Genomic DNA, 21,819 nt, shown 5'->3' on the forward strand with positions numbered 1-21,819 from the left:
GTGCCCCAGTGTCAAAAAGAACATCGCCTGCTACTGTGACAGGGCGACAGCTTCCTTCAGGCGGCTCAAAGAACCGATCTGGTTTGCAAGGATCAATACCAAACGCGCATTCATGTCATTTGCTTGCTCGTCGGTCATCTCCCGTTGTGCCTCTGTGAGGACTTCGTAGAAGTCGTCGGGGGACTCGATATTGGGGGTTAGTATCAAACTCATTTGTTTGGACCTCCGGTTGCTTTTGAAATTGCAGCTTTTACGGCACCAGCATCGAAACTGCGCCAGCGGGCCGCGATATGCTGGTCAGGTCGGATCAGATACAGCGCACCCTCGCTTGCATCGTACCGCTGCGAAATCAGCCCTTCATCGTCTTCAAAATCCTTCCCAAGGCTCAAGAGCTTCGGAGTGAAGACACCAGCGTCGACAGGGACGACATCAACACCAAGCGCAAGCAATGAGAATCCATCAGAGAGTTCCTCGAGCAACCATCCAGGCTTGCCACCTTTGGAAATAGGCGCATCAGCCGCACATGTGCCGGGTCGCATCTGACCAGCCCAGTCACCCGCATCATCGGTGTTCAACGGGCTGTCGACATATGGCGTCGGCGTCGACAAGCGACCAGAGTTGACCAGAGGTTGGGCAAATTTGGCTTTCTTTGCCAAATCAAGCACGGCATTGCGGAACCGCTTTGAAGCGCTGTTCTTTGGGGTGATGAAGTCAGTGGATCGGGTCGAATTCATCAAGTTGTCATCAGCAGCAAAGGCACGCTCGGTGTTGTAGGTGTCAAGCAATGCAACAGGGGCTTCACCGCGGATCACTGCCGCCAGTTTCCAAGACAGGTTGTCGATATCCTGAACACCCGTGTTTGCGCCACGAGCTCCAAAAGGGGACACTTGGTGTGCGGCGTCACCCGCAAATAAAACGCGACCAAAACGGAAATCATCAATACGCCGACAGGCGAACTGGTAGACAGAGGCCCACTCAAGCTCAAAATCCACGTCCTCACCGATCATCGCTTTGACCCGTGGAATGATGTTTTCGGGTCGCTTTTCAACTTCGGGGTCACAGTCCCAGCCTAGTTGGAAATCCAGCCGCCAAACATCGTCGGATTGCTTGTGCAGCAAGGCGGACTGGCCGCGATGGAAATCTGGATCAAACCAGAACCAACGCTCGGTAGGGAAGTCTGCCTTCATCACGATGTCAGCAATCAGGAACCGATCCTGAAAGAAGTGCCCTGTGAAATCGGCGCCAACCATACGCCGGGTGTCAGAGTTGGCTCCATCACAGGCAAGTAGCCATTCAGCCTCCATCTGGAAGATGCCGTCCGGTGTTTCCACCGCCAACTCGACATGGTCATCATGCTGATTAAGGGAAACCACTTTGTGTTTCCAGCGCAGATCAATGGATGGGTGCTGATTGCACGCTTCGACCATGTATTCTTCGAGATAATACTGCTGCAAATTGATGAATGCCGGGATTTTGTGGCCGTCCTCAGGCAGGAGGTCAAACTGGTAGACCTCCTGATCGCGGAAGAACACACGGCCCAACTTCCATTCGATGCCCTTGTCCAGCATCTTCTGAGCAACGCCAAGGCGGTCCCAGATTTCTAGCGGACGCTTGGCATAGCACACTGCGCGCGAGCCAACAGACACAGTGTTGTTGTCGTCAAGCACAACAACTTTTAGCCCGCGTGCCGCAAAATCAAGCGCCGCAGTGAGGCCCATGGGGCCTGCACCAACAATGACAACGCTGTGGCGCGCGGCCGTGCCAGAAACTTGTTCATCAGATTGAACGTAGTCAAATTCCGGAAAGTCGTAAGTGTTCAGCATCACTCTTTCCCCAGCTCTTTGGCGTGCAGCCAATCGGCGTGCTGAGGGGCTTTTTTGGTGCGTGACCATTCTTCGAGCATGTCCCATTTGACAGCATCCAGGCGCTCAAGCATTTCAGCTTCTTTTGGATCCGGGCAAGCCAGCTCAACACGGTGACCGCTTGGGTCAAAGAAATAGATCGAATGAAAGATCGAGTGATCCGTGACACCAAGGACATCCACACCTTGCGCTTCCAAGTGCTCTTTGAAGCCCAGAAGCGTGGCACGATCTTTGACCTTGAAGGCAATATGCTGCACCCAGATTGGCGTGTTTGGATCACGGCCCATCTCTGGCTTGGTTGGCAATTCAAAAAACGCAAGCACGTTGCCATTTCCGGCATCCAGAAAGAGGTGCATGTAAGGATCGGGCTCATGCGTCGATGGAACCTTGTCTTCGGCGATAGCCAATACAAATTCCATGTTCAGCATTTTGGTATAAAACTCTACAGTCTCCTTGGCATCTTTGCAGCGGTAGGCGACGTGATGGATCTGGTCCAGTTTCAAGTTTTGTACGTTCATTTCGATCTCCTCCAGAATCGTTGCATTTGCAATGATTATCATCATGCACAAAAACATGGCTTGATCCAGATCAATTTGTTGCACATGCAACAATATATTCTGGATGCGAAAGGAAACGACTTATGAACCTCGAGACCTATTTCCCGTATTTGCTCGCGTCGACGGCGGAATTGTTCTCTCGAAAACTGGTAGAAGTTTACGGGCGAACCTACGGATTATCCCGTGAGGAATGGCGTTTACTGCTTTTGCTCGCGGATGCAGGGCAGCTGACGTCGCTTGAGCTGACCCAGCGTACCACACTGGACAAAGTACAAGTCAGCCGAGCGGCGACACGCCTTCAAGACAAGGGTTTGATCAGCCGATCGGTGGACAAAAATGACCGCCGATTGCGACTGTACACCTGTTCGGAGGCAGGGCACAGCCTATTTGGCGATGTGTTTCCACAAGTCGAGAGCCGTTCCGAATCGATTCTTCAAAACATGAAAGACGAGGATTTGAACGCTCTCAAACAAGGATTGAAAGCCCTGGAACAAGCCGTAGATCACCACGCCAAGAGTGACATGACCAACGCAGGCTAGGGCGATCTGGCCTTAATCTTGCGGTGTTTCATCAGGATGGGCACGCTGGAATGCCGGAATGGTATCAAGCGCCGCATGGATGCGAGAAATTTTGGGGTAGGCTTTAAGATCCACGCCCCAACGTTCAGCATTGTATATCTGTGGTCGCAGGCACACATCAGCCAACGTGATGTTGTCACCATAGGAATAGGCTCCGCCGGTCACAATCTGCTCAAAGGCATCTAAGCCTTGCGTGATGAAATGCTGCATCCAGCCTTCCATTGTAATTGCCTTGCCGGATTGCTCCACCGCCCATCTCGCCACATTGAGATTGCACACCGGATGGGTTTCCATCGCAATTGCGTAGGAGAGTGCCCGAACTTCGGCACGCCCGATCGCGGTTGTCGGCAAAAGGCCTAGGTTCCGAGTTTCATCAAGATACTCAATCTGTGCGAGCGACTGCGTTAGGCTGTGCCCATCCACTTCCAAAACTGGCACCAGCCCTTGAGGGTTTCGGGCGAGATGGGCCTCTGAACGCTGCTCAGCGTCTAGCAAATTGACCGGCTGCGTGTCCCATTGCATATCCGCTAAGCCTAGCACGATGCGCACACGATAGCTGGCGGAGGAGCGCCAATAGTCATAAAGCTTAATCATCTAATTTTTCCGTCAATAAATCTAAGGCGTGTTGCAACTCGCCTTCATGAGCCCCGAGAATTTCGTCCAACTGTGCCTGAAATGATCGGGCAATCGGGATCAATGCGCTGAGCAACTCGGCGCCCTGTTTGGTCAACGCCAACTTGAGCAAGCGCCGGTCACTGTTGTCGGTTTGTTTAGTGATAAATCCCTTCGCCTCAAGCTTTGCAGCCGCGCGGCTCACCTTGGATTTTTCGAGACTGACACGTCTTTCAATGTCTCGAATCGAGGGGTTTTCACTGTATCCGACATTCAACAAAACCCGCCACTCTGGCATCGAGATCCCAAAATCGTTCTTGTAGCTTTTTGCGAGCTCCGCACTCAACCGCGCAGCCAACACCGTGAAACGATAGGGCAAATAATGCTCTAAATCGAAGTCTGGCAGCGTCTTTGGCATGTTCAATCCTCTGTTCCCTCTCCATAGAAGAGGTATGTTCGTTGCATATGCAATAAAAATTGTTGACTTCGTTGCATATGAAACAAATAGTGCCTCCAAGTGCAACTCCAATTCCTGAGAGTCGCTTCACCGGGAGGATTTGATGACAAATACCAAACAGAAATCCTGCCTCCCGTCTGTCCTTCGGTCTGCTGGCGTTAAGCGCGTGCCCCTAGTGCCACCGCACAACAGTCCGCCAGCACCTTGCCCCTTTTCCACGATACGGAGTCGTAAATGCCTCTTCTGAAATCCTGGGTGGAGACCGCCAATGCGGCTGATCATCCGTTTCCCCTGAACAATTTGCCCTACGGTGTGTTCTCCATCGGAGACCGGGAACCGCGTTGTGGTGTCGCCATTGGCGATATGATCCTGGATTGTCAGGCGGCTGAGGCAGCGGGCCTTTTGGCCGTGGGCGAAAACGCTTTGTTTGATATGCCCTTCTGGAACGGAGTTATGGAAGCGGGACCACAAACATGGGCCGCCCTTCGTGCACGACTGACTGAAATCCTAGCTGCAGGCGCAGCCGACCAGGCCTCAGCTGAGGCCTGTCTGGTCACCGCCGCTGGTGCAACGTTGCACATGCCTTTTCAGGTAGACGAATACACCGATTTTTATGCCGGTCGCCAACATGCGGAGAACATGGGGTCCATTCTGCGCGGTGGGCCGGAACTGCCCCCGAACTGGCTGCACATTCCTATCGGCTACAACGGGCGGGCCTCCTCTGTTGTGGTGTCAGGCACCCCCATTCGCCGCCCGCTTGGCCAGACCAAGGCGCCAGACGCAACCATGCCATCCTTTGGCCCATGCAAACGGCTTGATATCGAGTTGGAAATGGGCGCAATCGTTGGCACCGCCTGTGAAATGGGCGCGCCAATCACAACCGAACAAGCGGACGACATGATCTTTGGCTATGTTCTGCTGAACGATTGGTCCGCACGTGACATTCAAGGCTGGGAGTATCAGCCGCTTGGCCCGTTTCAAGGCAAAGCTTTTGGCACCTCGATCAGCCCTTGGATCGTGACCAAAGACGCATTGGAACCTTTCCGTACCGAGGTGCCACCACGCACCGAAGAGCTTTTGCCATACTTGAGCGAAAGCAAGCCAGGCCTCTATGACATCGAACTTCAGGTGCTGATGCAGCCAAAATCCACGGATCAGGCCAGCGTTGTGGCCACTACCAACTACAGCCGCCTGTACTATTCCGCAGCCCAACAACTGACACACCACGCAGTTGGCGGCTGCGGCATGAACGCTGGCGACCTCCTTGGTTCAGGTACAATTTCCGGTCCGAAAAAAAGTGAATTTGGCTCACTTATGGAGTTGAGCTGGGCCGGGCGCAAACCGTTCACATTGGTCAGCGGCGAGACCCGTACCTTTATTGAGGACGGCGACACAATGACCCTTCGAGCCAATGCCAAGGGAGACGGCTTCACCATCGGATTTGGCGATTGCGCGGGTGAAATTCTGCCTGCACTCGACGACCCATTCACACGCAACTGACACAGCAATACCCCCGCCAGACCGGTTGCGGGTGCAGGAGATTTAGAAATGGCAAAAGCGTTCGCATCCCAAGGCGATATGACCGAAAAGACCATCACGTTTGATGAAATTGGTGAGGGCCTCTACGCCTTCACCGCCGAAGGTGATCCCAACTCCGGGGTGATCATCGGCGATGACAGCGTCATGATTGTCGAGGCCCAAGCCACGCCGCGTTTGGCAAATAAGGTCATCGAATGTGTGCGCTCTGTCACCGACAAGCCAATTTCGCATGTGGTTTTAACCCATTATCACGCGGTTCGTGTTCTGGGGGCCTCAGCCTTTGGCGCATCCCAAATCATCATGTCTGATGTGGCCCGCTCCATGGTTGTTGAGCGTGGCCAAGAAGATTGGGACAGCGAGTTTCAACGCTTCCCACGCCTGTTTGAAGGCCACGAAAGCATCCCCGGCCTGACATGGCCCACCACCACGTTCAGCGACAGCATGACCGTGTACCTTGGCAACCGTCGCGTCGACATCAAACACATCGGCCGCGCTCATACCGCTGGTGATGCGGTTATTCACGTGCCAGATCAGAATGTCATGTTCACCGGTGACATCGTCGAAGACCACTCTGCCTGTTATTGCGGCGATGGTCACTTTGGCGACTGGGGCCAAACGCTGGACAACATTGCAGCCTATGACGTGGATGCCATTGCACCGGGCCGCGGCGGCGCCTTGATTGGCAAAGACGCCGTTGAGCGCGCCATCACCAGCACACGTGACTTTGTACAAAGCACCTATCAGCCTGCCGCCAAAGTGGCCGCGCGTGGCGGATCTCTGAAAGAAGCTTGGGATGCGGTGCGCGACGCCTGTGATCCGAAGTTCAAAGACTACGCCATCTACGAACATTGTCTGCCGTTCAATGTGAGCCGCGCTTACGACGAGGCGCGTGGCATCGACACGCCCCGGATCTGGACCGACAAACGCGACCTCGAAATGTGGGAACAGCTGCAAGGTTGATCACCCCGCCACAGGGCCTCTGCACGCCCAACAGAAATCTCAAAGGGAGGAAACACTATGAGACTCACATCCACCACACTTGGCAAAGTGATTGCCGGTGCCGTTGTTGGCGCCAGCCTGCTGACTTCATCTGCTGCGTTTGCTGATACGCTGGCCCTATCCAGCTGGCTGCCACCACGCCACCCAATTGTTGTCAACGCGATCAAACCTTGGGCGCAAGAGGTGTCTGACGTCACCGAAGGCCGTGTGAAAGTGCGCGTTCTGTCCAAGCCACTTGGCGCACCTCCGGCCCACTACGACATGGCTGCTGACGGGATTGCCGATATCACATACGGTCTGCACTCTTTCACCAAAGACGACCGCTTTGAACGCTCCCGCATTGGTCAGTTTTCCTTCCTTGGAGATGACGCCGTTTCCGGTTCCACCGCATTTTGGAACGTCTACTCCGGCGCGCTCGATGCTCAAGCAGAGCATGAAGACGTAAAACTGTTGGGTCTGTTTGTGCACGGCCCCGGTGTTTTGCACAACAACGTCCGCCCTGTGGCCGCTGCTTCCGACCTTGAGGGGCTGAAAATACGGGTTCCCGGCGGGTATATCGCAGATCTGATGTCAGATCTGGGCGCGGAAACGCTGTTTATGTCGTCTGGCGAAGTCTTTGAAAAACTGTCTCGTGGCGTGATTGATGGTGTGACCTTCACCTACGAAGCGCTGACCGCCTTCAAACTGACGGACGACCTGAAATACACCATGCGGGTGCCAGGTGGTCTCTATAACACCACATGGTTCCTTGTGATGAACGAAGGCGCGTGGGACGGCATTTCCGAAGCAGACCGCACCGCCATCGAGGCAATCTCGGGCGCAACTTTTGCAGAGCGTGTGGGTGCAGCTTGGAATGCGGCAGACGAAGCCGCGCTGGTTGCGATCAATGAGGCAGGCATCGAAATCACCGACGCTCCTGCGACCCTGCTGGAAACCATCAAATCCAAAGCGGCTGTGCATGAAAACACATGGGTTCAGGCGATCTCCGAAGATGGGTTTGACGGGGCAGCGGCTCTGAAAGACCTGCGCGCTCAGACCGGCGTGGAGTACTAAAAGATGGAGCGGTTCCGACAGAGGTTCAAAAGCGACGAGGACGGTTTGGACATTGGCCAGCTTCTCCAGAACACTCTAGGTGTCGGGGCCGCTCTCATTCTGTTTAGTTTGATCTTGGTGACCTGCGTTGATGTGGTGGGGCGGTACTTCTTCTCGTCTCCGCTCAGCGGCGCCTTTGAAATCACTGAACTCCTACTGGCAGCGCTTGTTTTCGCGGCGCTGCCTTTGACCACCGAACGCAAAGAACATATCGAGGTTGACCTCATAAATGTGGTCCTGCGTGGTCCAACTCAGCGCTATCTTTCTGCGTTTGCGGGTCTTTTCTCCGCTGCACTATTGGCAACCTTTGCCTGGCGGTTGGCCGCACATGCTTTTTCAGCAGCGCAGGATGGCGCAGTCACAAATGCGCTCAACATTCCGCTGGCACCTTTTGGCTATCTGGCCGCTTTCTCCTGTTTGGTGAGCGCCTTTATTGCCTTTACGCGTGGCATTGAGCCGCCCCGCGACTTTGATCAAGACGTAAGGGACAACAATGATTGAATCTCTCATTGGCTTTGCGGTCCTGCTTGGACTGATCCTTGTACGCGTGCCCATTGCTTTTGCTATGGCAGCTGTTGGCGGGATTGGCTTTGCACTCATGCGGGGGTGGCAACCAGCGTGGGCGATGACCGGCCAAATCGCCTTTGACTCTGCCTTGTCATACAGCCTCTCGGTCATTCCATTGTTCATCTTTATGGGCAATGTTTTGGCAGGATCTGGGGTGGCCCACGGTTTATTTGCCGCCGCGGATCGCCTATTTGGGCGCACCCGTGGTGGATTAGCGATGGCATCAGTCTTCTCATGTGGTGGGTTTTCCGCAGTGTGCGGCTCTTCGCTTGCAACCGCCGCCACGATGTCCAAAGTCGCCATGCCCTCGATGCGCAAATTTGGCTACGACGACCGCCTTGCCACTGGGTCGATTGCGGCAGGCGGTACGCTTGGCATTCTGATCCCGCCTTCGGTGATCTTGATCATCTATGGGCTTCTGACTGAAACCAACATAGCCAAGCTTTTCATTGCTGGCGTGGTCCCTGGTGTCTTGGGCGTGATCCTCTATCTGGTGGCCGTCAAAGTTGCGGTGTGGATCAAGCCTGATCTTGCGCCTGACGTCGTGACGGAACGTGAGCCCATGACCCGCGCCGATGTTGTTGGTGTATTCTGCGTACTGGGCCTGTTCCTGTTTATCATGATTGGCATTTACGGCGGGTTCTTCACCCCAACCGAAGCCGCAGGTATGGGGGCAGGCGCCTCCGTCTTAATTGCGATTGGGCTGCGCACCATGACCTGGCGCGACTTCCTGACCGCGACGTTTGACAGTGTGCGCGCAACCGCCATGATTTTTGCTGTGGTGATCGGGGCCGAGCTATTTTCCAATTTTGTGAACTTTGCCGGATTGCCGGATGCACTGGCGATGTTGGTTCTGGATCTGGAAATGCCGGTCTGGGCAGTCATTCTTGTGATTATGATCATCTATATGATCTTGGGGTGCGTGCTAGAGAGCTTGTCGATGGTGTTGCTCACGGTCCCGGTGTTCTACCCACTGATGTATGAATTGCCGTTTGCCAATGCGCTGCTTCAAGACCCTGAAATGGCATTGATCTGGTTCGCAATTGTGGTTGTCGTGGTCACCGAAATTAGCTTGATCACGCCACCCGTTGGCATGAATGTTTTTGTCCTCAAATCTGTCCTCAAAGATGTGTCCTTGGGAACGATTTTTAAGGGCGTCCTGCCGTTCTGGTACGCCGACATTGTCCGACTGACATTGTTGATAACAGTTCCGTGGCTGTCGCTATGGCTTGTGGCGGCAATGTAGAAAACAACCATCTACGGACGGGCCATTTGGGCCCGTCCTGTTAGGAAATTCCAGACCCTATAAGTTGATCCTAATACCATCGTGGCCGATAATGAGTTTTCCGTCGTAGTGGGGCGCGCATGCCGCTTGCCAGTCAGACGGCCCATACTTGGGGTCGTCTGACGGGATCAAGTGAGACAGAGCCAAGCGTTTGACGTCAGCGTTCGCCGCAGTAATGGCTGCATCGTGTGCAAATGTATGAGACCGCAACCAGTGCTGCATCAGCTTCTCAGAGCCATTCCCAATGCGCTCCAAAAGGGATGGCAAAGCGGACTCCAGCATCGCTTCATGGATCAGCAGATCTGCGCCGCGTGCAAACTCTTCGAGGCGTTTGAGCGGGGCGGTGTCACCGGAAAAGACGACATGGGTGTCATTGGTTTTGAACGAGAAGGCAAAGCTGTCGATTAGCGGGGGGTGTTCGGTTCTGATTGCCGTGATGGTAAGGCCGTTGCGGGCAAACACTGTCCCCGCGTTGATAGTGTGGATGCGTACAAACTCACGCAGATCATCGCGGCCATCATCATCGATCCGCAGATCAATGTCGACCTTCATGGAAGCGACGAACCCGTCCCAGTAGTCTTGCAGGCCGGACGGCCCATAGACATCAACAGGCGTGGTGAGCCCAGAGCACCATGCTGTGTGAATAAGGGGGCCAAGTTCAAGATAGTGATCTGAATGCAAGTGACTGATCAAAATGGTCGACAGAGTTTTGAGGTTTATGCCCTGATCCACCAAGCCGCGGGTCACGCCCAAGGCGCAATCCAGCACAACCTGTTGGCCATCAAGCACAACCAGATTGGACGTGGGCATAGAGGATCCGGTGCGAACCGAAGGCCCGCCCTTTGTGCCCAGAAGGGCAACGTAATTGGGTGTCATTTTGGGGCCTATCAGGTTGCGGCGAAACCGGCGTCGAGCGCGGAGAGGATTGTGGCGGCGTCGTTTTGCGACAGCACCAGCGGCGGCGACAAGATCAGGTTGGGTCCGGAGACGCGCACCATTGCGCCTGATTGGTAAGCCGTGTCCTGCACTTTGGCGGCCGTTGCGCCGTCAATCGGTTTCTTGGTTGTGCGGTCGCTGACCATTTCGATGGCAGTCATCAGGCCGTATCCACCGCGCACGTCGCCAATGATGTCATACTTTTTCATCAGCGCTTTGCAGCCTTCAAACAGCTGCGTGCCACGCGAGGCCGCGTTTTTGACCACGTTTAGGCGTTTGGTTTCTGCCAAACAGGCCAGTGCGGCAGCAGCTCCGACCGGGTGGCCGGAATAGGTATAGCCATGCCCGATTTTGGCGGCAGGGTTGCCCTCAAAAACCTCAACCATGCGGTCGCCAAGCATCACGGCCCCAAAGGGAAAATAGCCGTTTGTGATGGCCTTGGCGGTAGCCATCATGTCAGGCTGGATGCCCCAGAGACGCGCACCGGACCATGCGCCTGTGCGCCCATAAGCGGTGATGACTTCGTCCGTAATCAAGAGGATGCCGTTGCGGTTGCAGATGTTCTGAACAGCTGGAGCGAAAGACGGATGTGGCGGGATCACGCCACCGGCGCCCAGAATGGGCTCCATGATCATGGCGGCGATTGTGTTTGCACCCTGAAACGCGATCTCGTCTTCCAGGGATTGCAGGCACATTTGTGCAAGTTTTTCCGGGTCCGTTTCATTGAAGGGATTGCGATAGGTGTATGGCGCTGGGATGTGGAAGCACCCTGGCAAAAGGGGCTCGTAGGCGTTTCGGAAATTGGCATTTCCGTTGACAGAGGCGCCACCGATATGGGTGCCGTGATAACCTTTCTTGAGGCTTAAAAATTTGGTGCGCCCGTGATCGCCACGCAGTTTGTGGTACTGGCGCGCAAGGCGCAGCGAGGTTTCGACGCTGTCTGACCCACCTGAGGTGAAGAAGGCGCGGGACAATCCGTCCGGAGCAAAGAATTCTTTCAGCCCGTAGGACAGTTCGATGGCAGCGTCGTTGGAGGTTCCGCGAAAGGTCGAGTAGTAGGGCAGTGTGTCGAGCTGCTGTGCAATGGCGTCTTTGACCGGCTGGCAGGAGTATCCAAGGTTTACGTTCCACAGGCCGCCGACACCATCAACAACACGATGCCCGTCAACATCCACGATCGAAACGCCGTCTGCTTCGGTGATGATTTTGGGCGGCCGGTCGATGCTGTCTTGCGGGGATGTCATCGGGTGCCACATCAGGCGGCCATTGTGTTCTTTCAGGAAGTTTGAGTCTTTCATGAAGCGGTTTCCTGTTTGGTCATTTTTGTGAGGGTTTTGGCCCAGGACTGCTCAATGGGGCGCGGGATCGTCCCCCCCCAATTGTGCGTGATGTCTCGGGCGGCAATGAGCAATTCGGTTTTGATGGTGTGTGCCAGTTCTGGGGTGAAGCGCGAAGCGACACAGGCCACGGCCACGGCGCCTGCCAGATGTCCCGTGTGATCAAAGATCGGCGCTGCAATGCCCTGAATTTCGATTTCATAGCATTGATCGGAGTGACTGATCCCTGTTTCACGAACCACCTCGATGAGCTGCGTGAGCTTAGCCTCCGTCGTTGGAGTGTTTGCTGTAAACTCCTCTAGACTCCCGAGTGCGATGGCGTGCAAATTTGATGGGCCAAACGCCAGAGCGCACAGACCTGAGGCCGTGGCGTGAAGGGGGAAGGTGTTGATGTCTATCACCGCGCGCGTCCCGTGGTGCGGGGATTCGCATTCGCACAATCCATAAAGAGTCGTGCCTGACAGAACGGTGACATGGGCGGTTTCCCCAGTTCTGTCAGCCAGGGTGCGAAGAACCGTTTTTGCGCCGTCTTTGCGTGGGACCGTTGCCTCTCGCACTTGGGCCAATTGCATCAATGCAGGTCCGAGTCGATACTGCTTCGTCGCCGGATTTTGTTCGATAAACCCAACAGATTCAAGTGCTTGAAGTTGTCGATATGTGGTTGCCTTGTCCCGCCCAGCTATGCGGCAAAGCTGCGACAAGCCGATTTCAGGACGGTCTGTCGAAAAGTAAGAAAGAAGCGTCAGAGCTTTTGTGATGGAGGACATTTTGAAAGGCACTTTCTTGGCGGTCTCAAAAATAGATTGACGGATTATAATTGTTAAGGCAACCTTTTTTACGAAACAGCGGTTCAATATATGAACCAGACAGGGAGAGGAAGATGTTGAAATTTGCAAAGTCCATGACCGCCGTGGCGCTGGCATTGGCCGCAGTCACTGGAAGCGCTCAGGCTGAATACCCTGAGAAGCCGGTTGAGTTTGTCGTTCCTTGGCCGCCAGGTGATCTGGAGGATGTGCTGACCCGAATGATCGCAGAGGATTTCTCTGAGGCCTATGGTGTACCAACCGCTGTTGTGAATAAGCCTGGCGGCGGTGGAGGGCCGTTTCCTGGCGCAATTGAAGTGGCAAATGCACCGGCGGATGGCTACACCGTTGGATCCTTCCTTATTGCGATCCCAGTGGTGGGGCCACAGATTGGCATACCGGATCTGAACCCCGATCCTTTTGTCCCGCTCGGGAATTTCCTGACCTATCCGTTTGTGATCGCCACAGGGGGCAACGCGCCTTACAAGACGATGGGTGAATTGGCGGAGCACGCGAAAGCCAATGATGTTGTTCTTGGCCACTTTGGCGCCCCTTTGGTGCCCACCCAGGTGACGATGGGTCTGGCAAAGGAGATGGGTTTTTCTTACGCCTCGGACGCGGCCTTTGATGCGCTTGATTGTAATACGCTCGCATCCGGTGATGTTGATGTGATCAACACCACGCTTCAGTTGATCCTACCCTGTCTTGATGATGTGAGTGTGCTGGCTTCCATTGGATCTGAACGTATCAACCTGACATCTGACACACCGACGGTCGCAGAATTGGCACCCGATCTGGATGTTGCGCTTTGGAATGGACTGTTCGTTCACAAGGACACGCCACAAGAGGCGCGGGACAAAATTATCGCGGTTGCTGAAAAGACCATGATGTCTGACCGGGCTCAAAAGCTGGCGGCGGAAACGGGTGCGCAAGTGTACTGGCAGCCTGCAGCAGAGGTGGTTGATCAGATCCAGAAAGACATCGACACTATGGGGCGCATCGAAAGCATGCTGTCCGAATAAGCCGCTTCATCATGGCCGGGATGACTGCCCGGCCATTTTTTCCTTTCACTTACGGAAACCCAATGTCGCGCATTAAAACGCTACAAGCGCTCTTTAAGCGCTATCGCAGACCGGGTGACATCGTGTTCGCCTGGCTTGCACTCATTGTCTCGGTCCTTCTGTTGTCGCAATTGGCGGACCAAACCGCATGGCGCAGTGGCGGCAAACTGTTTGCCCAGCCACGCTTTTGGCCCGCAGTTTCTCTTGGCGGCATGACGGTTTTTGCAGCTCTGCATTTGTTGGGATCTGCCCTGTCAGAACGTTTGCACGGGCGTTGGCATGAGGTCGGCCTATGGGCCGCATCATTTGAGTATGCGGTGTGGTTTATCGCTTATGCTTCTGTGGTTCCGTATGCCGGTTATTTGCCTGCGACCATGATATTTGCAGTCGCTCTGACAGTGCGGGCTGGATATCGCCGCCCTTGGGCCATTCTTGCAGCCATTGGCTCCGCCATTTCGGTCGTCTTGCTCTTCAAACCGCTTTTGAGAGTGAATTTACCATCCGGCCTGATCTACGACAGCCTTCCTGAAGGACTGCGCCAGATCATGCTGACTTATTTCTAATCGGAGAGCGTAATGGAAAACCTTCTTGCCGGATTGGAGATGCTTGCACGTTGGGACGTGATGCTCGCACTGCTGGTCGGCTCCGTGGGCGGTGTGATCATTGGTGCAATTCCGGGGGTGGGTCCTGCGGTGGCGATTGCGATCCTGCTGCCAGCAACTTTCTCGCTCGATCCAATTGTCGGGCTCACCATGCTGTTGGGCATTTATGGCTCGTCGATGTATGGCGGCGCCATTCCCGCCGTTTTGATCAACACTCCCGGAACCGCAGTCAATGCTTTGACGTCATATGACGGTTTTCCCATGACGGAACGTGGCGAGGCGCATCGGGCTGTATCTCTTGCCTATTCCGCATCGTTCTGGGGCGGCATTTTTGGAATTCTGTGTCTGATCCTTTTGTCCCCTGTATTGGCGAAGATTGCGCCGATGTTTGGCTCACGCGAGATTTTTCTCGCAGCTTTATTGGGGGTCATTCTTGTGATCCTCGCCCACCGTGGGCAGATATTTGCCGCTGGCATGTTGGCGATGTTCGGGATATTTTTGCAGACCGTTGGTTTGGATGCGGTGACCTATTCGCAGCGCTATACTTTCGGGCTGTCTTTCCTGTCCTCAGGGGTGAATTTGGTTGTTGTGGTTCTGGGGCTCTTTGCCCTCAGCCAAGCGTTCCTCCTGCTTCTTGAACCCGATAGCAGCCCGGATGCCAAACCTGTCAAAGGGCGCCTGGGAGTTGGCTTCAAAGAACTTCTGAAGCACAAGCGTGTCGCCACGGTCGCTTCGAGCTTTGGAGTCATTCTTGGCATGATCCCGGGAACCGGTGAGTTCACGGCGCAGTTCATGTCTTATACCTATGCCCAGAAGACCTCGAAGAATCCAGATAGCTTTGGCAAGGGATCACCCGAAGGTTTGATTGCATCGGAAGCGGCAAACAACGCGGTGCCCGCAGCGGCGATGATCCCGTTGCTTGCGCTGGGCATTCCGGGAGAGGCGCTGACGGCGATGATGTTGTCGGTGTTTTACGTGCACAACGTGATCCCCGGACCGCAGCTGTTTCAGAACAACATCGATTTGGTCTATGGCCTCTATTTTGCGCTGATCGCGCTGAACGTGATTGTTATGATCTTTCTGGTGTTCTCGACAAACCTGCTGACCAAAATCATCCGCGTGCCAACCCGTTTCCTTGGGGTGATGATCCTGCTGCTGTCGTTTGTGGGCGTGTATTCGCTGCGTAATTCGCTGTCGGACTGCATGATCGCGGCGGGATTCGGCGTGTTGGGATTGATCCTCAAGCGATTGAACCTACCGATTGTGCCAATCATCCTTGGTATGGTTCTGGGCGGCATTATGGAAGTCAAACTGCGTTCGGCCATGCCGCGCTTGAAAACGCCACTGGATATGATCGACCGACCGATTGCAGCGATCATTTTCGGGATGATTGTGCTGGTCCTGCTGCTGCACATGCGCACGCTGATCAAGGAATGGCGGGCCCACCAGCCCGAAACAGACCACGACATGCACGACAGTCAGATGAGGTAGCCGGACAATGGACCAGACACAGATCGATACACTGCGCGGAAAGCCGGTCGCGGCCTTTCACCACCTGATTGACGGCAAGGCTGTGCCGGCCTCTGATGGCGACACTATGAACGTTGTGTCTCCGATTGATGGACAGGTTCTGACAACGGTGGCAGCTGGGACCGCGGAAGATATGAATGCCGCAATTGCCTCGGCGCGTGCGGCGTTTGAAGACAGGCGCTGGGCAGGGCAGGCACCGGCGGCACGCAAAAAGGTGCTTCTCAAATGGGCAGACTTGATTGAGGCCAACGCCCTTGAGTTGACCGTTTTAGGTGTGCGCGACAATGGCACGGAAATTGGTATGGCGCTCAAAGCAGAACCGGGATCAGCTGCTGCCACCATCCGGTATTATGCCGAAGCGCTGGACAAGATTTACGGAGAGATCGCACCGACGCCCGGCGATATTTTGGGCATGATCCACAAAGAGCCGGTGGGTGTGGTTGGGGCCATCATTCCGTGGAATTTCCCTTTGATGATTGGGGCATGGAAGCTTGGACCTGCACTGGCCATGGGCAATTCGGTTGTGCTGAAGCCATCGGAAACCGCGTCACTTTCGCTGTTGCGGATGGCGGAGCTGGCCCTTGAAGCCGGGTTACCGCCGGGGGTTCTGAATGTCGTGACCGGCGAAGGGCGTGTTGTTGGCGAAACGCTTGGTCTCTCGATGGACGTGGATGTGCTGGTCTTCACAGGGTCCGGCGCGACAGGGCGTCGGTTGATGGAGTATGCCGCGCGGTCGAACATGAAGCGTGTTTATCTGGAACTTGGCGGGAAATCCCCGAACATTGTGTTTGCTGATGCGCCCAATCTGGATGAGGCGGCGAAGGTTACCGCCGCGGGGATTTTCCGCAACTCCGGTCAGGTCTGTGTGGCCGGCTCACGCCTTTTGGTTGAGGCGCCAATCCATGATGAGTTTGTGGCAGCTGTCACAAAAGCGGCGGATGCGATGCGTGTCGGTGATCCGCTGAAGGTGGAGACGCAGATTGGCGCGGTGAATTCGGAAACGCAGCTACAAGCGAACCTTGGATTTGTTGAAACGGCGGTTTCCGAAGGCGGGCAGATTGTCACCGGAGGTGCGCGGATTTTGCAGGACACGGGCGGGTATTATATGGCGCCGACCATTGTCACCGGCGTCACGCAAAAGGCGACATTGGCGCAGAAAGAGGTGTTTGGGCCGGTTCTGGGTGTCACACCGTTTGCAACGGAAAAGGAAGCCGTCGCGTTGGCCAATTCCACAGTCTACGGCCTTGCCGGTGCCGCGTGGACAGCAAATCTGGGCCGAGCGCACCGCATGGTGAAGTCCGTGCGCACAGGCGTGATGCATATCAACACCTACGGCGGGGCAGACGGAACGGTGCCGTTGGGGGGCGTTGGCCAATCTGGCAACGGGTCTGACAAGTCGCTGCACGCCATCGATAAATACGTGAACCTGAAAACCGCCTGGATCAAGCTTTAGGGGCCTCTTATGACCATCAAAACAATTCTGGTTATCGGTACATTTGACACCAAAGACGACGAATTGAGTTTTCTATCGGGCGTGATTCAACAACAGGGTGGCCACGTGGTCACAATGGATGTTTCCGTTTTAGGGGACCCGTCCAAACCTACCAATTACTCAAAGCATGACGTTGCCGAAGAGGGCGGCAGCTCCATTCAGAAGGCCATCGACAGTGGAGATGAGAACCACGCCATGCAGATCATGGCGAAGGGTGCGAGCCTGTTGACAACGCGTTTGTTTGCGCAAGGCGAGTTTGACGGCATGATTGTGCTTGGCGGTACAATGGGAACGGACCTTGCTCTTGATGTGGCTGCGGCGCTGCCGTTGGGCGTGCCAAAGTACATCGTGTCTACGGTGGCGTTTTCACCACTCATTCCTTCAGAACGATTGGCTGCTGACACCCAGATGATCCTGTGGGCGGGGGGACTCTATGGATTGAACTCAATCTGCAAAGCCTCGCTGTCTCAGGCGGCAGGCGCTGTGCTGGGAGCTGCGCGGGCCGTGCAGCGGCCGGATCCGGATAAGCCTTTGATTGGGATGACGTCGCTGGGAACATCGGCGCTGAAATACGTTATTCCTCTGATACCGGCGTTGGAAGCGCGGGGATTTGAAGTGGCGGTATTTCACGCAACCGGAATGGGAGGTCGCGCCTTTGAATGTCTTGCTGCACAAGGCGCGTTTGCCTGTGTGTTTGATTTCTGCACGCAGGAGTTGGGCAACCATGTGAATGGCTCCAGCCTATCCGCTGGGGCGGATCGACTGACCGGCGCTGGCCAAAACGGCACCCCTCAGATTGTGGCTCCGGGCTGTTATGATCTGGTGGATGTGGTGGGGTGGCAGCCATTGGCGGAAAAGTGGGATAGTCACATGGCCCACGAACACAACCGTCTGTTGACCTCAATTGTCCTGCAAGCGGAGGAAACCAAAGCAGTCGCGCGTGCGCATTCGGAACAGTTGAAAACGGCCAAAGGGCCAGTCACACTGCTTTTACCGGAACATGGGTTGGGAGAATGGGACAGGGAAGGCGCGGACCTGCACAATCCCGACGGGCTTGCAGCATTCCTGAATGAGCTTGAAACTACGTTGCCACCAAACGTTCAAACACACCGCCTTGCATGCCACATCAATGACAGCGCATTTGCAGACAAGGCGCTTGAGGTGATTGATGGCTGGTGCGCCGACGGAACGATCAGGATTTAGGTTTGGCGCCAGGATCAAGCATGGCGAGGAGGTCCAGCAGGGTCTCGTAGTTTTCCTCGCCAAGCGTGTCTTTGAAACCCGCAACAATCTGGGTGGATTGAGACGCGTGATTGTCAATGATTTGCTGGCCAGCAGGTGTGATCTCAAGGAACTGACGGCGGCGGTCTTCTTCGTCGCGGATTTGGGTGACCAACTCTTTCTCTCTTAACGTGGCCGCGATGCGAGTCAGGCTGGAAAACAGAAGGCTGGATCGGTCTGCAACCGTTTTGCTGTCGGTGCGGCCATACTCCGAAAGAACGCGCAAGATGCGCCACTGTTGTTCGGTGATCCCGGTTTCAGAAAGCATCTCCCGTATCGGGAGCATGACACCTTCGCGGGCACGAATAAGAGCGATGGGCAGAGAGCGCGCGGTTGACGGGAGCGGTTTCATGGTCTGAGCCTCACAAGTGTCGATATCTGTGACTTGCACCACAATATGCCGGTTGACAACCGAACTCAAAATTAATTATCAAGGCAATAGTTGCGATGACAATTAAATACCCAAGGGAGGGCGGATGCCACACTTTCAGATCGACTATTCTGCCAACCTCGAAGAGGTCGTGGATATGGCGGCTTTGTGTGAGGTGATCCGCGCAACGGCGGCGCAAATCGAGACCTTCCCACTAGCAGGTATTCGTGTCCGAGCGACGCGCGTAGATTATTGTGCAATGGCAGACGGAAGCCCCAAACACGGGTTTCTAGACTTGAGTATTCGGCTCCGGGCTGGTCGGCCTGAAGACGTAAAAAAAGCTGCGGTTGAGCGCATTTTTGCGGCGCTCAAAGAGTTTGTTGCGCCAGCCATGGCCACCCAGTCCATCGCACTTTCAGCCGAGATGCGAGACATCGACGCCGATCTTTCACCAAAATTCGGAAATGTCCGTGACCATCTGGAGACCTCAGCATGAGCATACTCGACGACAATATTGCAAAGCTGGACGGGTTTCTGTCACGCTTTCGTACCGAAGGTATTCAGAACCGGATTGCGGGTCAGGATGTGAAGGGAAGTGCAGGGACGTTTCAGAATACGTCACCCGTTGACAAAACCCTGATTTGTGACGTCGCGCATGGGACAGGTGTTGACATTGATGCCGCTGCTGATGCGGCTCACGCTGCTTTTGCCGCTTGGCGCGATATGCCAGCTTTGGCACGCAAGAAAATTCTGATCCGCATCGCTGAAGGCATCGAGGCGCGTGCGGTGGAAATTGCGCTCTGTGAGTGCTGGGACACCGGACAAGCGTATAAATTTATGTCCAAGGCGGCGTTGCGCGGGGCAGAAAACTTCAGGTATTTTGCTGATCAGGTTGTGCAGGCGCGTGATGGCCAGCACTTAAAATCACCAACTTTGATGAACATCACCACGCGTGTGCCAATTGGCCCGGTGGGGGTGATTACTCCGTGGAATACGCCTTTCATGCTCTCAACATGGAAGATTGCACCAGCTTTGGCGGCGGGTTGCACTGTTGTGCATAAGCCCGCTGAGGCCTCGCCGCTGACCGCGCGCCTGCTTGTGGAAATCGCCGAAGAGGCAGGTTTGCCGCCGGGTGTCTTGAACACGGTGAACGGGTTTGGCGAAGAGGCGGGCAAGGCTCTGTGCGAAAATCCTAAGATTAAGGCGATTGCATTTGTCGGTGAAAGCCGCACGGGCAGCTTGATTACCAAACAGGGGGCGGACACGCTTAAGCGTAATCACCTAGAACTTGGTGGGAAAAATCCTGTGATCGTGTTTGATGACGCCGATCTGGATCGGGCCTTGGATGCAGCGATCTTTATGATTTATTCGATCAACGGTGAGCGTTGTACGTCATCCTCGCGCTTGCTGGTGCAGGACACCATCCGCGATGCGTTTGAGGCCAAGCTGATCAAACGGGTCAACAACATCAAGGTAGGGCACCCGCTTGATCCCGCCACAGAAATCGGCCCGTTGGTGACCGAAGAGCATTTCAACAAAGTCACGAGTTATTTTGACATCGCCAAAGAAGACGGCGCGACAGTTGCTGCCGGTGGTGTCACCGTAGGGGACGAAGGCTATTTTGTACGTCCGACGCTTTTCACGCAGGCCAACAACCAAATGCGCATTGCACAGGAGGAAATCTTTGGACCGGTACTGACGTCAATCCCGTTCTCGACGGAAGAAGAGGCTTTGCAGATCGCCAACGACATTCCATATGGCCTGACCGGATACGTTTGGACCAACGACCTGACCCGCGCGCTTAGGTTCACCGACAAACTCGAAGCGGGCATGATCTGGGTGAATTCGGAAAACGTGCGCCACTTGCCGACGCCTTTTGGAGGGGTCAAGGCCAGCGGCATCGGCCGGGACGGCGGTGACTGGTCGTTTGACTTCTACATGGAGCAAAAGCACATCGGTTTTGCCACTGGCCAACACAAAATCACCAAGCTGGGAGCGTTGTGATGGGAGAGATTGTTCTGGCTGCAAAGTGCACACATGTGCCGACCATGCTAATGAGCGAACAGGAGGGCCCGGTCAAAGGGGCTCGCCAACCGGCCATCGACGGGCATTTTGAAATTGCCCGACGCGCGAAAGAGCTTGGGGCCGACACAATTGTCATTTGCGACACCCATTGGGTGATCAATGCGGGCTTTCATATCAACGCCAACAGCCGGTTTGAGGGCCTGTTTACCTCAAACGAATTTCCGCAATTTATTCAGGACATGCCTTATAACTATGCGGGTAATCCGGAACTGGGGGACGCAATTGCCAAAGAGGCGTCTGATCGTGGCGCCCATACTTTGGCGCACCACCTCGACTCGCTTGAATTGGAATATGGTACGCTAGTGCCGATGCGGTTTATGTCGCGTGCACATGATATGAAGGTTGTGTCGGTGGCCGCCTGGTGCACGGTACATGGCCACGATGAAAGCCGCGTTGTGGGTGAGGCAATCCGCGCGGCGGTTGAGGCATCTGACAGCAAGGTTCTCTTGGTCGCGTCTGGCTCACTGTCGCACAAAATCTGGCCAAACAAAGATTATGCCGCCAACAACGGCACCTTTACGATCAGCTCCGAATTCAATCGGCAAATGGACTTGCACGTGCTGGATATGTGGCAGCGGGGGGATCACGCGACTTTCCTCAAGATGCTGCCAGAATACGCTGAGTACTGCTGTGGCGAAGGCTCGATGCACGACACGGCGATGCTCTATGGTGCGCTGGGCTGGGACCAATACGAGGCGAAATGCGAAGTTGTAACCGAGTATTTCCCGAGCTCAGGCACAGGCCAGACCAACGTCATCTTTCCAGTCCAATAGG

Annotated in this window: 23 protein-coding genes; 14 read left to right on the plus strand and 9 right to left on the minus strand. The window is 55.0% G+C overall.

What is annotated here, in order from left to right; genetic code table 11:
* Positions 1-30 precede the first annotated feature (30 nt).
* From QOL67_RS19765 to QOL67_RS19775, 3 genes are read right to left on the minus strand one after another with little or no spacing between them, the layout of a single operon-like run.
* Positions 31-213 (minus strand): DUF2783 domain-containing protein, encoded by a 183-nt coding sequence (locus tag QOL67_RS19765; protein ID WP_283427716.1) that lies wholly within the window; start codon positions 211-213, stop codon positions 31-33.
* Entirely contained in the window at positions 210-1,823 is a 1,614-nt protein-coding gene (locus QOL67_RS19770) for an FAD-dependent oxidoreductase (RefSeq protein ID WP_283427717.1), read from the minus strand. The genes QOL67_RS19765 and QOL67_RS19770 overlap by 4 nt, the downstream gene beginning before the upstream one ends.
* Entirely contained in the window at positions 1,823-2,365 is a 543-nt protein-coding gene (locus tag QOL67_RS19775) for a VOC family protein (protein ID WP_283427791.1), read from the minus strand. The genes QOL67_RS19770 and QOL67_RS19775 overlap by 1 nt, the downstream gene beginning before the upstream one ends.
* 137 nt (positions 2,366-2,502) lie before the next feature.
* Between QOL67_RS19775 and QOL67_RS19780 the strand changes: the two genes are divergently transcribed.
* Complete coding sequence (locus tag QOL67_RS19780; RefSeq protein ID WP_283427718.1) at positions 2,503-2,958, plus strand: MarR family winged helix-turn-helix transcriptional regulator; 456 nt, start codon at positions 2,503-2,505, stop codon at positions 2,956-2,958.
* A gap of 12 nt (positions 2,959-2,970) precedes the next feature.
* Here the strand turns inward: QOL67_RS19780 and maiA are convergent, their stop codons facing one another.
* Together maiA and QOL67_RS19790 are read right to left on the minus strand one after the other, a co-directional pair.
* Complete coding sequence (gene maiA / locus QOL67_RS19785) at positions 2,971-3,591, minus strand: maleylacetoacetate isomerase (protein ID WP_283427719.1); 621 nt, start codon at positions 3,589-3,591, stop codon at positions 2,971-2,973.
* Positions 3,584-4,027 carry a MarR family winged helix-turn-helix transcriptional regulator gene (locus QOL67_RS19790; RefSeq protein ID WP_283427720.1) on the minus strand — a complete coding sequence of 148 codons (444 nt, stop codon included), beginning with the start codon at positions 4,025-4,027 and terminating at the stop codon, positions 3,584-3,586. Before QOL67_RS19790 ends, maiA begins: the two co-directional genes overlap by 8 nt.
* 273 nt (positions 4,028-4,300) lie before the next feature.
* On the opposite strand from QOL67_RS19790, the gene fahA reads away from it, so the two are divergent.
* Genes fahA through QOL67_RS19815 form a run of 5 tightly spaced genes read left to right on the plus strand, consistent with a single transcriptional unit; the run spans position 4,301 to position 9,509 of the window.
* Positions 4,301-5,566, plus strand: coding sequence for a fumarylacetoacetase (gene fahA, locus QOL67_RS19795; RefSeq protein ID WP_283427721.1), 1,266 nt, complete (start codon positions 4,301-4,303; stop codon positions 5,564-5,566).
* A 48-nt stretch (positions 5,567-5,614) separates the two neighbouring features.
* Positions 5,615-6,565 carry an MBL fold metallo-hydrolase gene (locus tag QOL67_RS19800; protein WP_283427722.1) on the plus strand — a complete coding sequence of 317 codons (951 nt, stop codon included), beginning with the start codon at positions 5,615-5,617 and terminating at the stop codon, positions 6,563-6,565.
* A 57-nt stretch (positions 6,566-6,622) separates the two neighbouring features.
* Positions 6,623-7,657, plus strand: coding sequence for a TRAP transporter substrate-binding protein (locus QOL67_RS19805; RefSeq protein WP_283427723.1), 1,035 nt, complete (start codon positions 6,623-6,625; stop codon positions 7,655-7,657).
* A 3-nt stretch (positions 7,658-7,660) separates the two neighbouring features.
* Positions 7,661-8,197: a TRAP transporter small permease gene (locus tag QOL67_RS19810; RefSeq protein WP_283427724.1), complete on the plus strand. Its 537-nt coding sequence runs from the start codon at positions 7,661-7,663 to the stop codon at positions 8,195-8,197.
* The gene (locus QOL67_RS19815) at positions 8,190-9,509 is read left to right on the plus strand and encodes a TRAP transporter large permease (protein WP_283427725.1); all 1,320 of its coding nucleotides are present in this window, start codon (positions 8,190-8,192) and stop codon (positions 9,507-9,509) included. The genes QOL67_RS19810 and QOL67_RS19815 overlap by 8 nt, the downstream gene beginning before the upstream one ends.
* 57 nt (positions 9,510-9,566) lie before the next feature.
* On the opposite strand, the gene QOL67_RS19820 is transcribed toward QOL67_RS19815, so the two are convergent.
* Genes QOL67_RS19820 through QOL67_RS19830 form a run of 3 tightly spaced genes read right to left on the minus strand, consistent with a single transcriptional unit; the run spans position 9,567 to position 12,717 of the window.
* Positions 9,567-10,424, minus strand: a complete 858-nt coding sequence (locus QOL67_RS19820; protein ID WP_283427726.1) for an MBL fold metallo-hydrolase — start codon at positions 10,422-10,424, stop codon at positions 9,567-9,569.
* 11 nt (positions 10,425-10,435) lie between these two features.
* A complete protein-coding gene (locus QOL67_RS19825) occupies positions 10,436-11,782 on the minus strand; it encodes an aminotransferase class III-fold pyridoxal phosphate-dependent enzyme (RefSeq protein ID WP_283427727.1) in 1,347 nt (448 codons plus the stop codon).
* The gene (locus tag QOL67_RS19830; protein ID WP_283427728.1) at positions 11,779-12,717 is read right to left on the minus strand and encodes an IclR family transcriptional regulator; all 939 of its coding nucleotides are present in this window, start codon (positions 12,715-12,717) and stop codon (positions 11,779-11,781) included. The genes QOL67_RS19825 and QOL67_RS19830 overlap by 4 nt, the downstream gene beginning before the upstream one ends.
* Between QOL67_RS19830 and QOL67_RS19835 the strand changes: the two genes are divergently transcribed.
* From QOL67_RS19835 to QOL67_RS19855, 5 genes are all read left to right on the plus strand, one after another.
* The gene (locus QOL67_RS19835) at positions 12,702-13,646 is read left to right on the plus strand and encodes a tripartite tricarboxylate transporter substrate binding protein (protein ID WP_283427729.1); all 945 of its coding nucleotides are present in this window, start codon (positions 12,702-12,704) and stop codon (positions 13,644-13,646) included. The genes QOL67_RS19830 and QOL67_RS19835 overlap by 16 nt on opposite strands.
* 62 nt (positions 13,647-13,708) lie before the next feature.
* Positions 13,709-14,248 carry a tripartite tricarboxylate transporter TctB family protein gene (locus QOL67_RS19840; protein WP_283427730.1) on the plus strand — a complete coding sequence of 180 codons (540 nt, stop codon included), beginning with the start codon at positions 13,709-13,711 and terminating at the stop codon, positions 14,246-14,248.
* A gap of 12 nt (positions 14,249-14,260) precedes the next feature.
* Positions 14,261-15,778, plus strand: a complete 1,518-nt coding sequence (locus tag QOL67_RS19845) for a tripartite tricarboxylate transporter permease (protein ID WP_283427731.1) — start codon at positions 14,261-14,263, stop codon at positions 15,776-15,778.
* Positions 15,779-15,785: 7 nt separating this feature from the next.
* A complete protein-coding gene (locus tag QOL67_RS19850) occupies positions 15,786-17,270 on the plus strand; it encodes an aldehyde dehydrogenase (protein WP_283427732.1) in 1,485 nt (494 codons plus the stop codon).
* Between the two features lie 9 nt (positions 17,271-17,279).
* Entirely contained in the window at positions 17,280-18,512 is a 1,233-nt protein-coding gene (locus QOL67_RS19855) for a Tm-1-like ATP-binding domain-containing protein (protein WP_283427733.1), read from the plus strand.
* Here the strand turns inward: QOL67_RS19855 and QOL67_RS19860 are convergent.
* Positions 18,502-18,942, minus strand: a complete 441-nt coding sequence (locus tag QOL67_RS19860) for a MarR family transcriptional regulator (protein ID WP_283427734.1) — start codon at positions 18,940-18,942, stop codon at positions 18,502-18,504. The two genes, QOL67_RS19855 and QOL67_RS19860, sit on opposite strands and share 11 nt — an antisense overlap.
* Positions 18,943-19,066: 124 nt before the next feature.
* On the opposite strand from QOL67_RS19860, the gene QOL67_RS19865 reads away from it, so the two are divergent.
* Genes QOL67_RS19865 through hpaD form a run of 3 tightly spaced genes read left to right on the plus strand, consistent with a single transcriptional unit; the run spans position 19,067 to position 21,818 of the window.
* Positions 19,067-19,456, plus strand: coding sequence for a 5-carboxymethyl-2-hydroxymuconate isomerase (locus QOL67_RS19865; protein ID WP_283427735.1), 390 nt, complete (start codon positions 19,067-19,069; stop codon positions 19,454-19,456).
* Positions 19,453-20,964: a 5-carboxymethyl-2-hydroxymuconate semialdehyde dehydrogenase gene (hpaE, locus tag QOL67_RS19870; RefSeq protein ID WP_283427736.1), complete on the plus strand. Its 1,512-nt coding sequence runs from the start codon at positions 19,453-19,455 to the stop codon at positions 20,962-20,964. Before QOL67_RS19865 ends, hpaE begins: the two co-directional genes overlap by 4 nt.
* Positions 20,964-21,818: a 3,4-dihydroxyphenylacetate 2,3-dioxygenase gene (gene hpaD / locus QOL67_RS19875; protein ID WP_283427737.1), complete on the plus strand. Its 855-nt coding sequence runs from the start codon at positions 20,964-20,966 to the stop codon at positions 21,816-21,818. The genes hpaE and hpaD overlap by 1 nt, the downstream gene beginning before the upstream one ends.
* The last annotated feature ends 1 nt before the right edge of the window (position 21,819 follow it).

The organism is Shimia sagamensis (genome assembly GCF_900182745.1).
Classification (GTDB): domain Bacteria; phylum Pseudomonadota; class Alphaproteobacteria; order Rhodobacterales; family Rhodobacteraceae; genus Shimia; species Shimia sagamensis.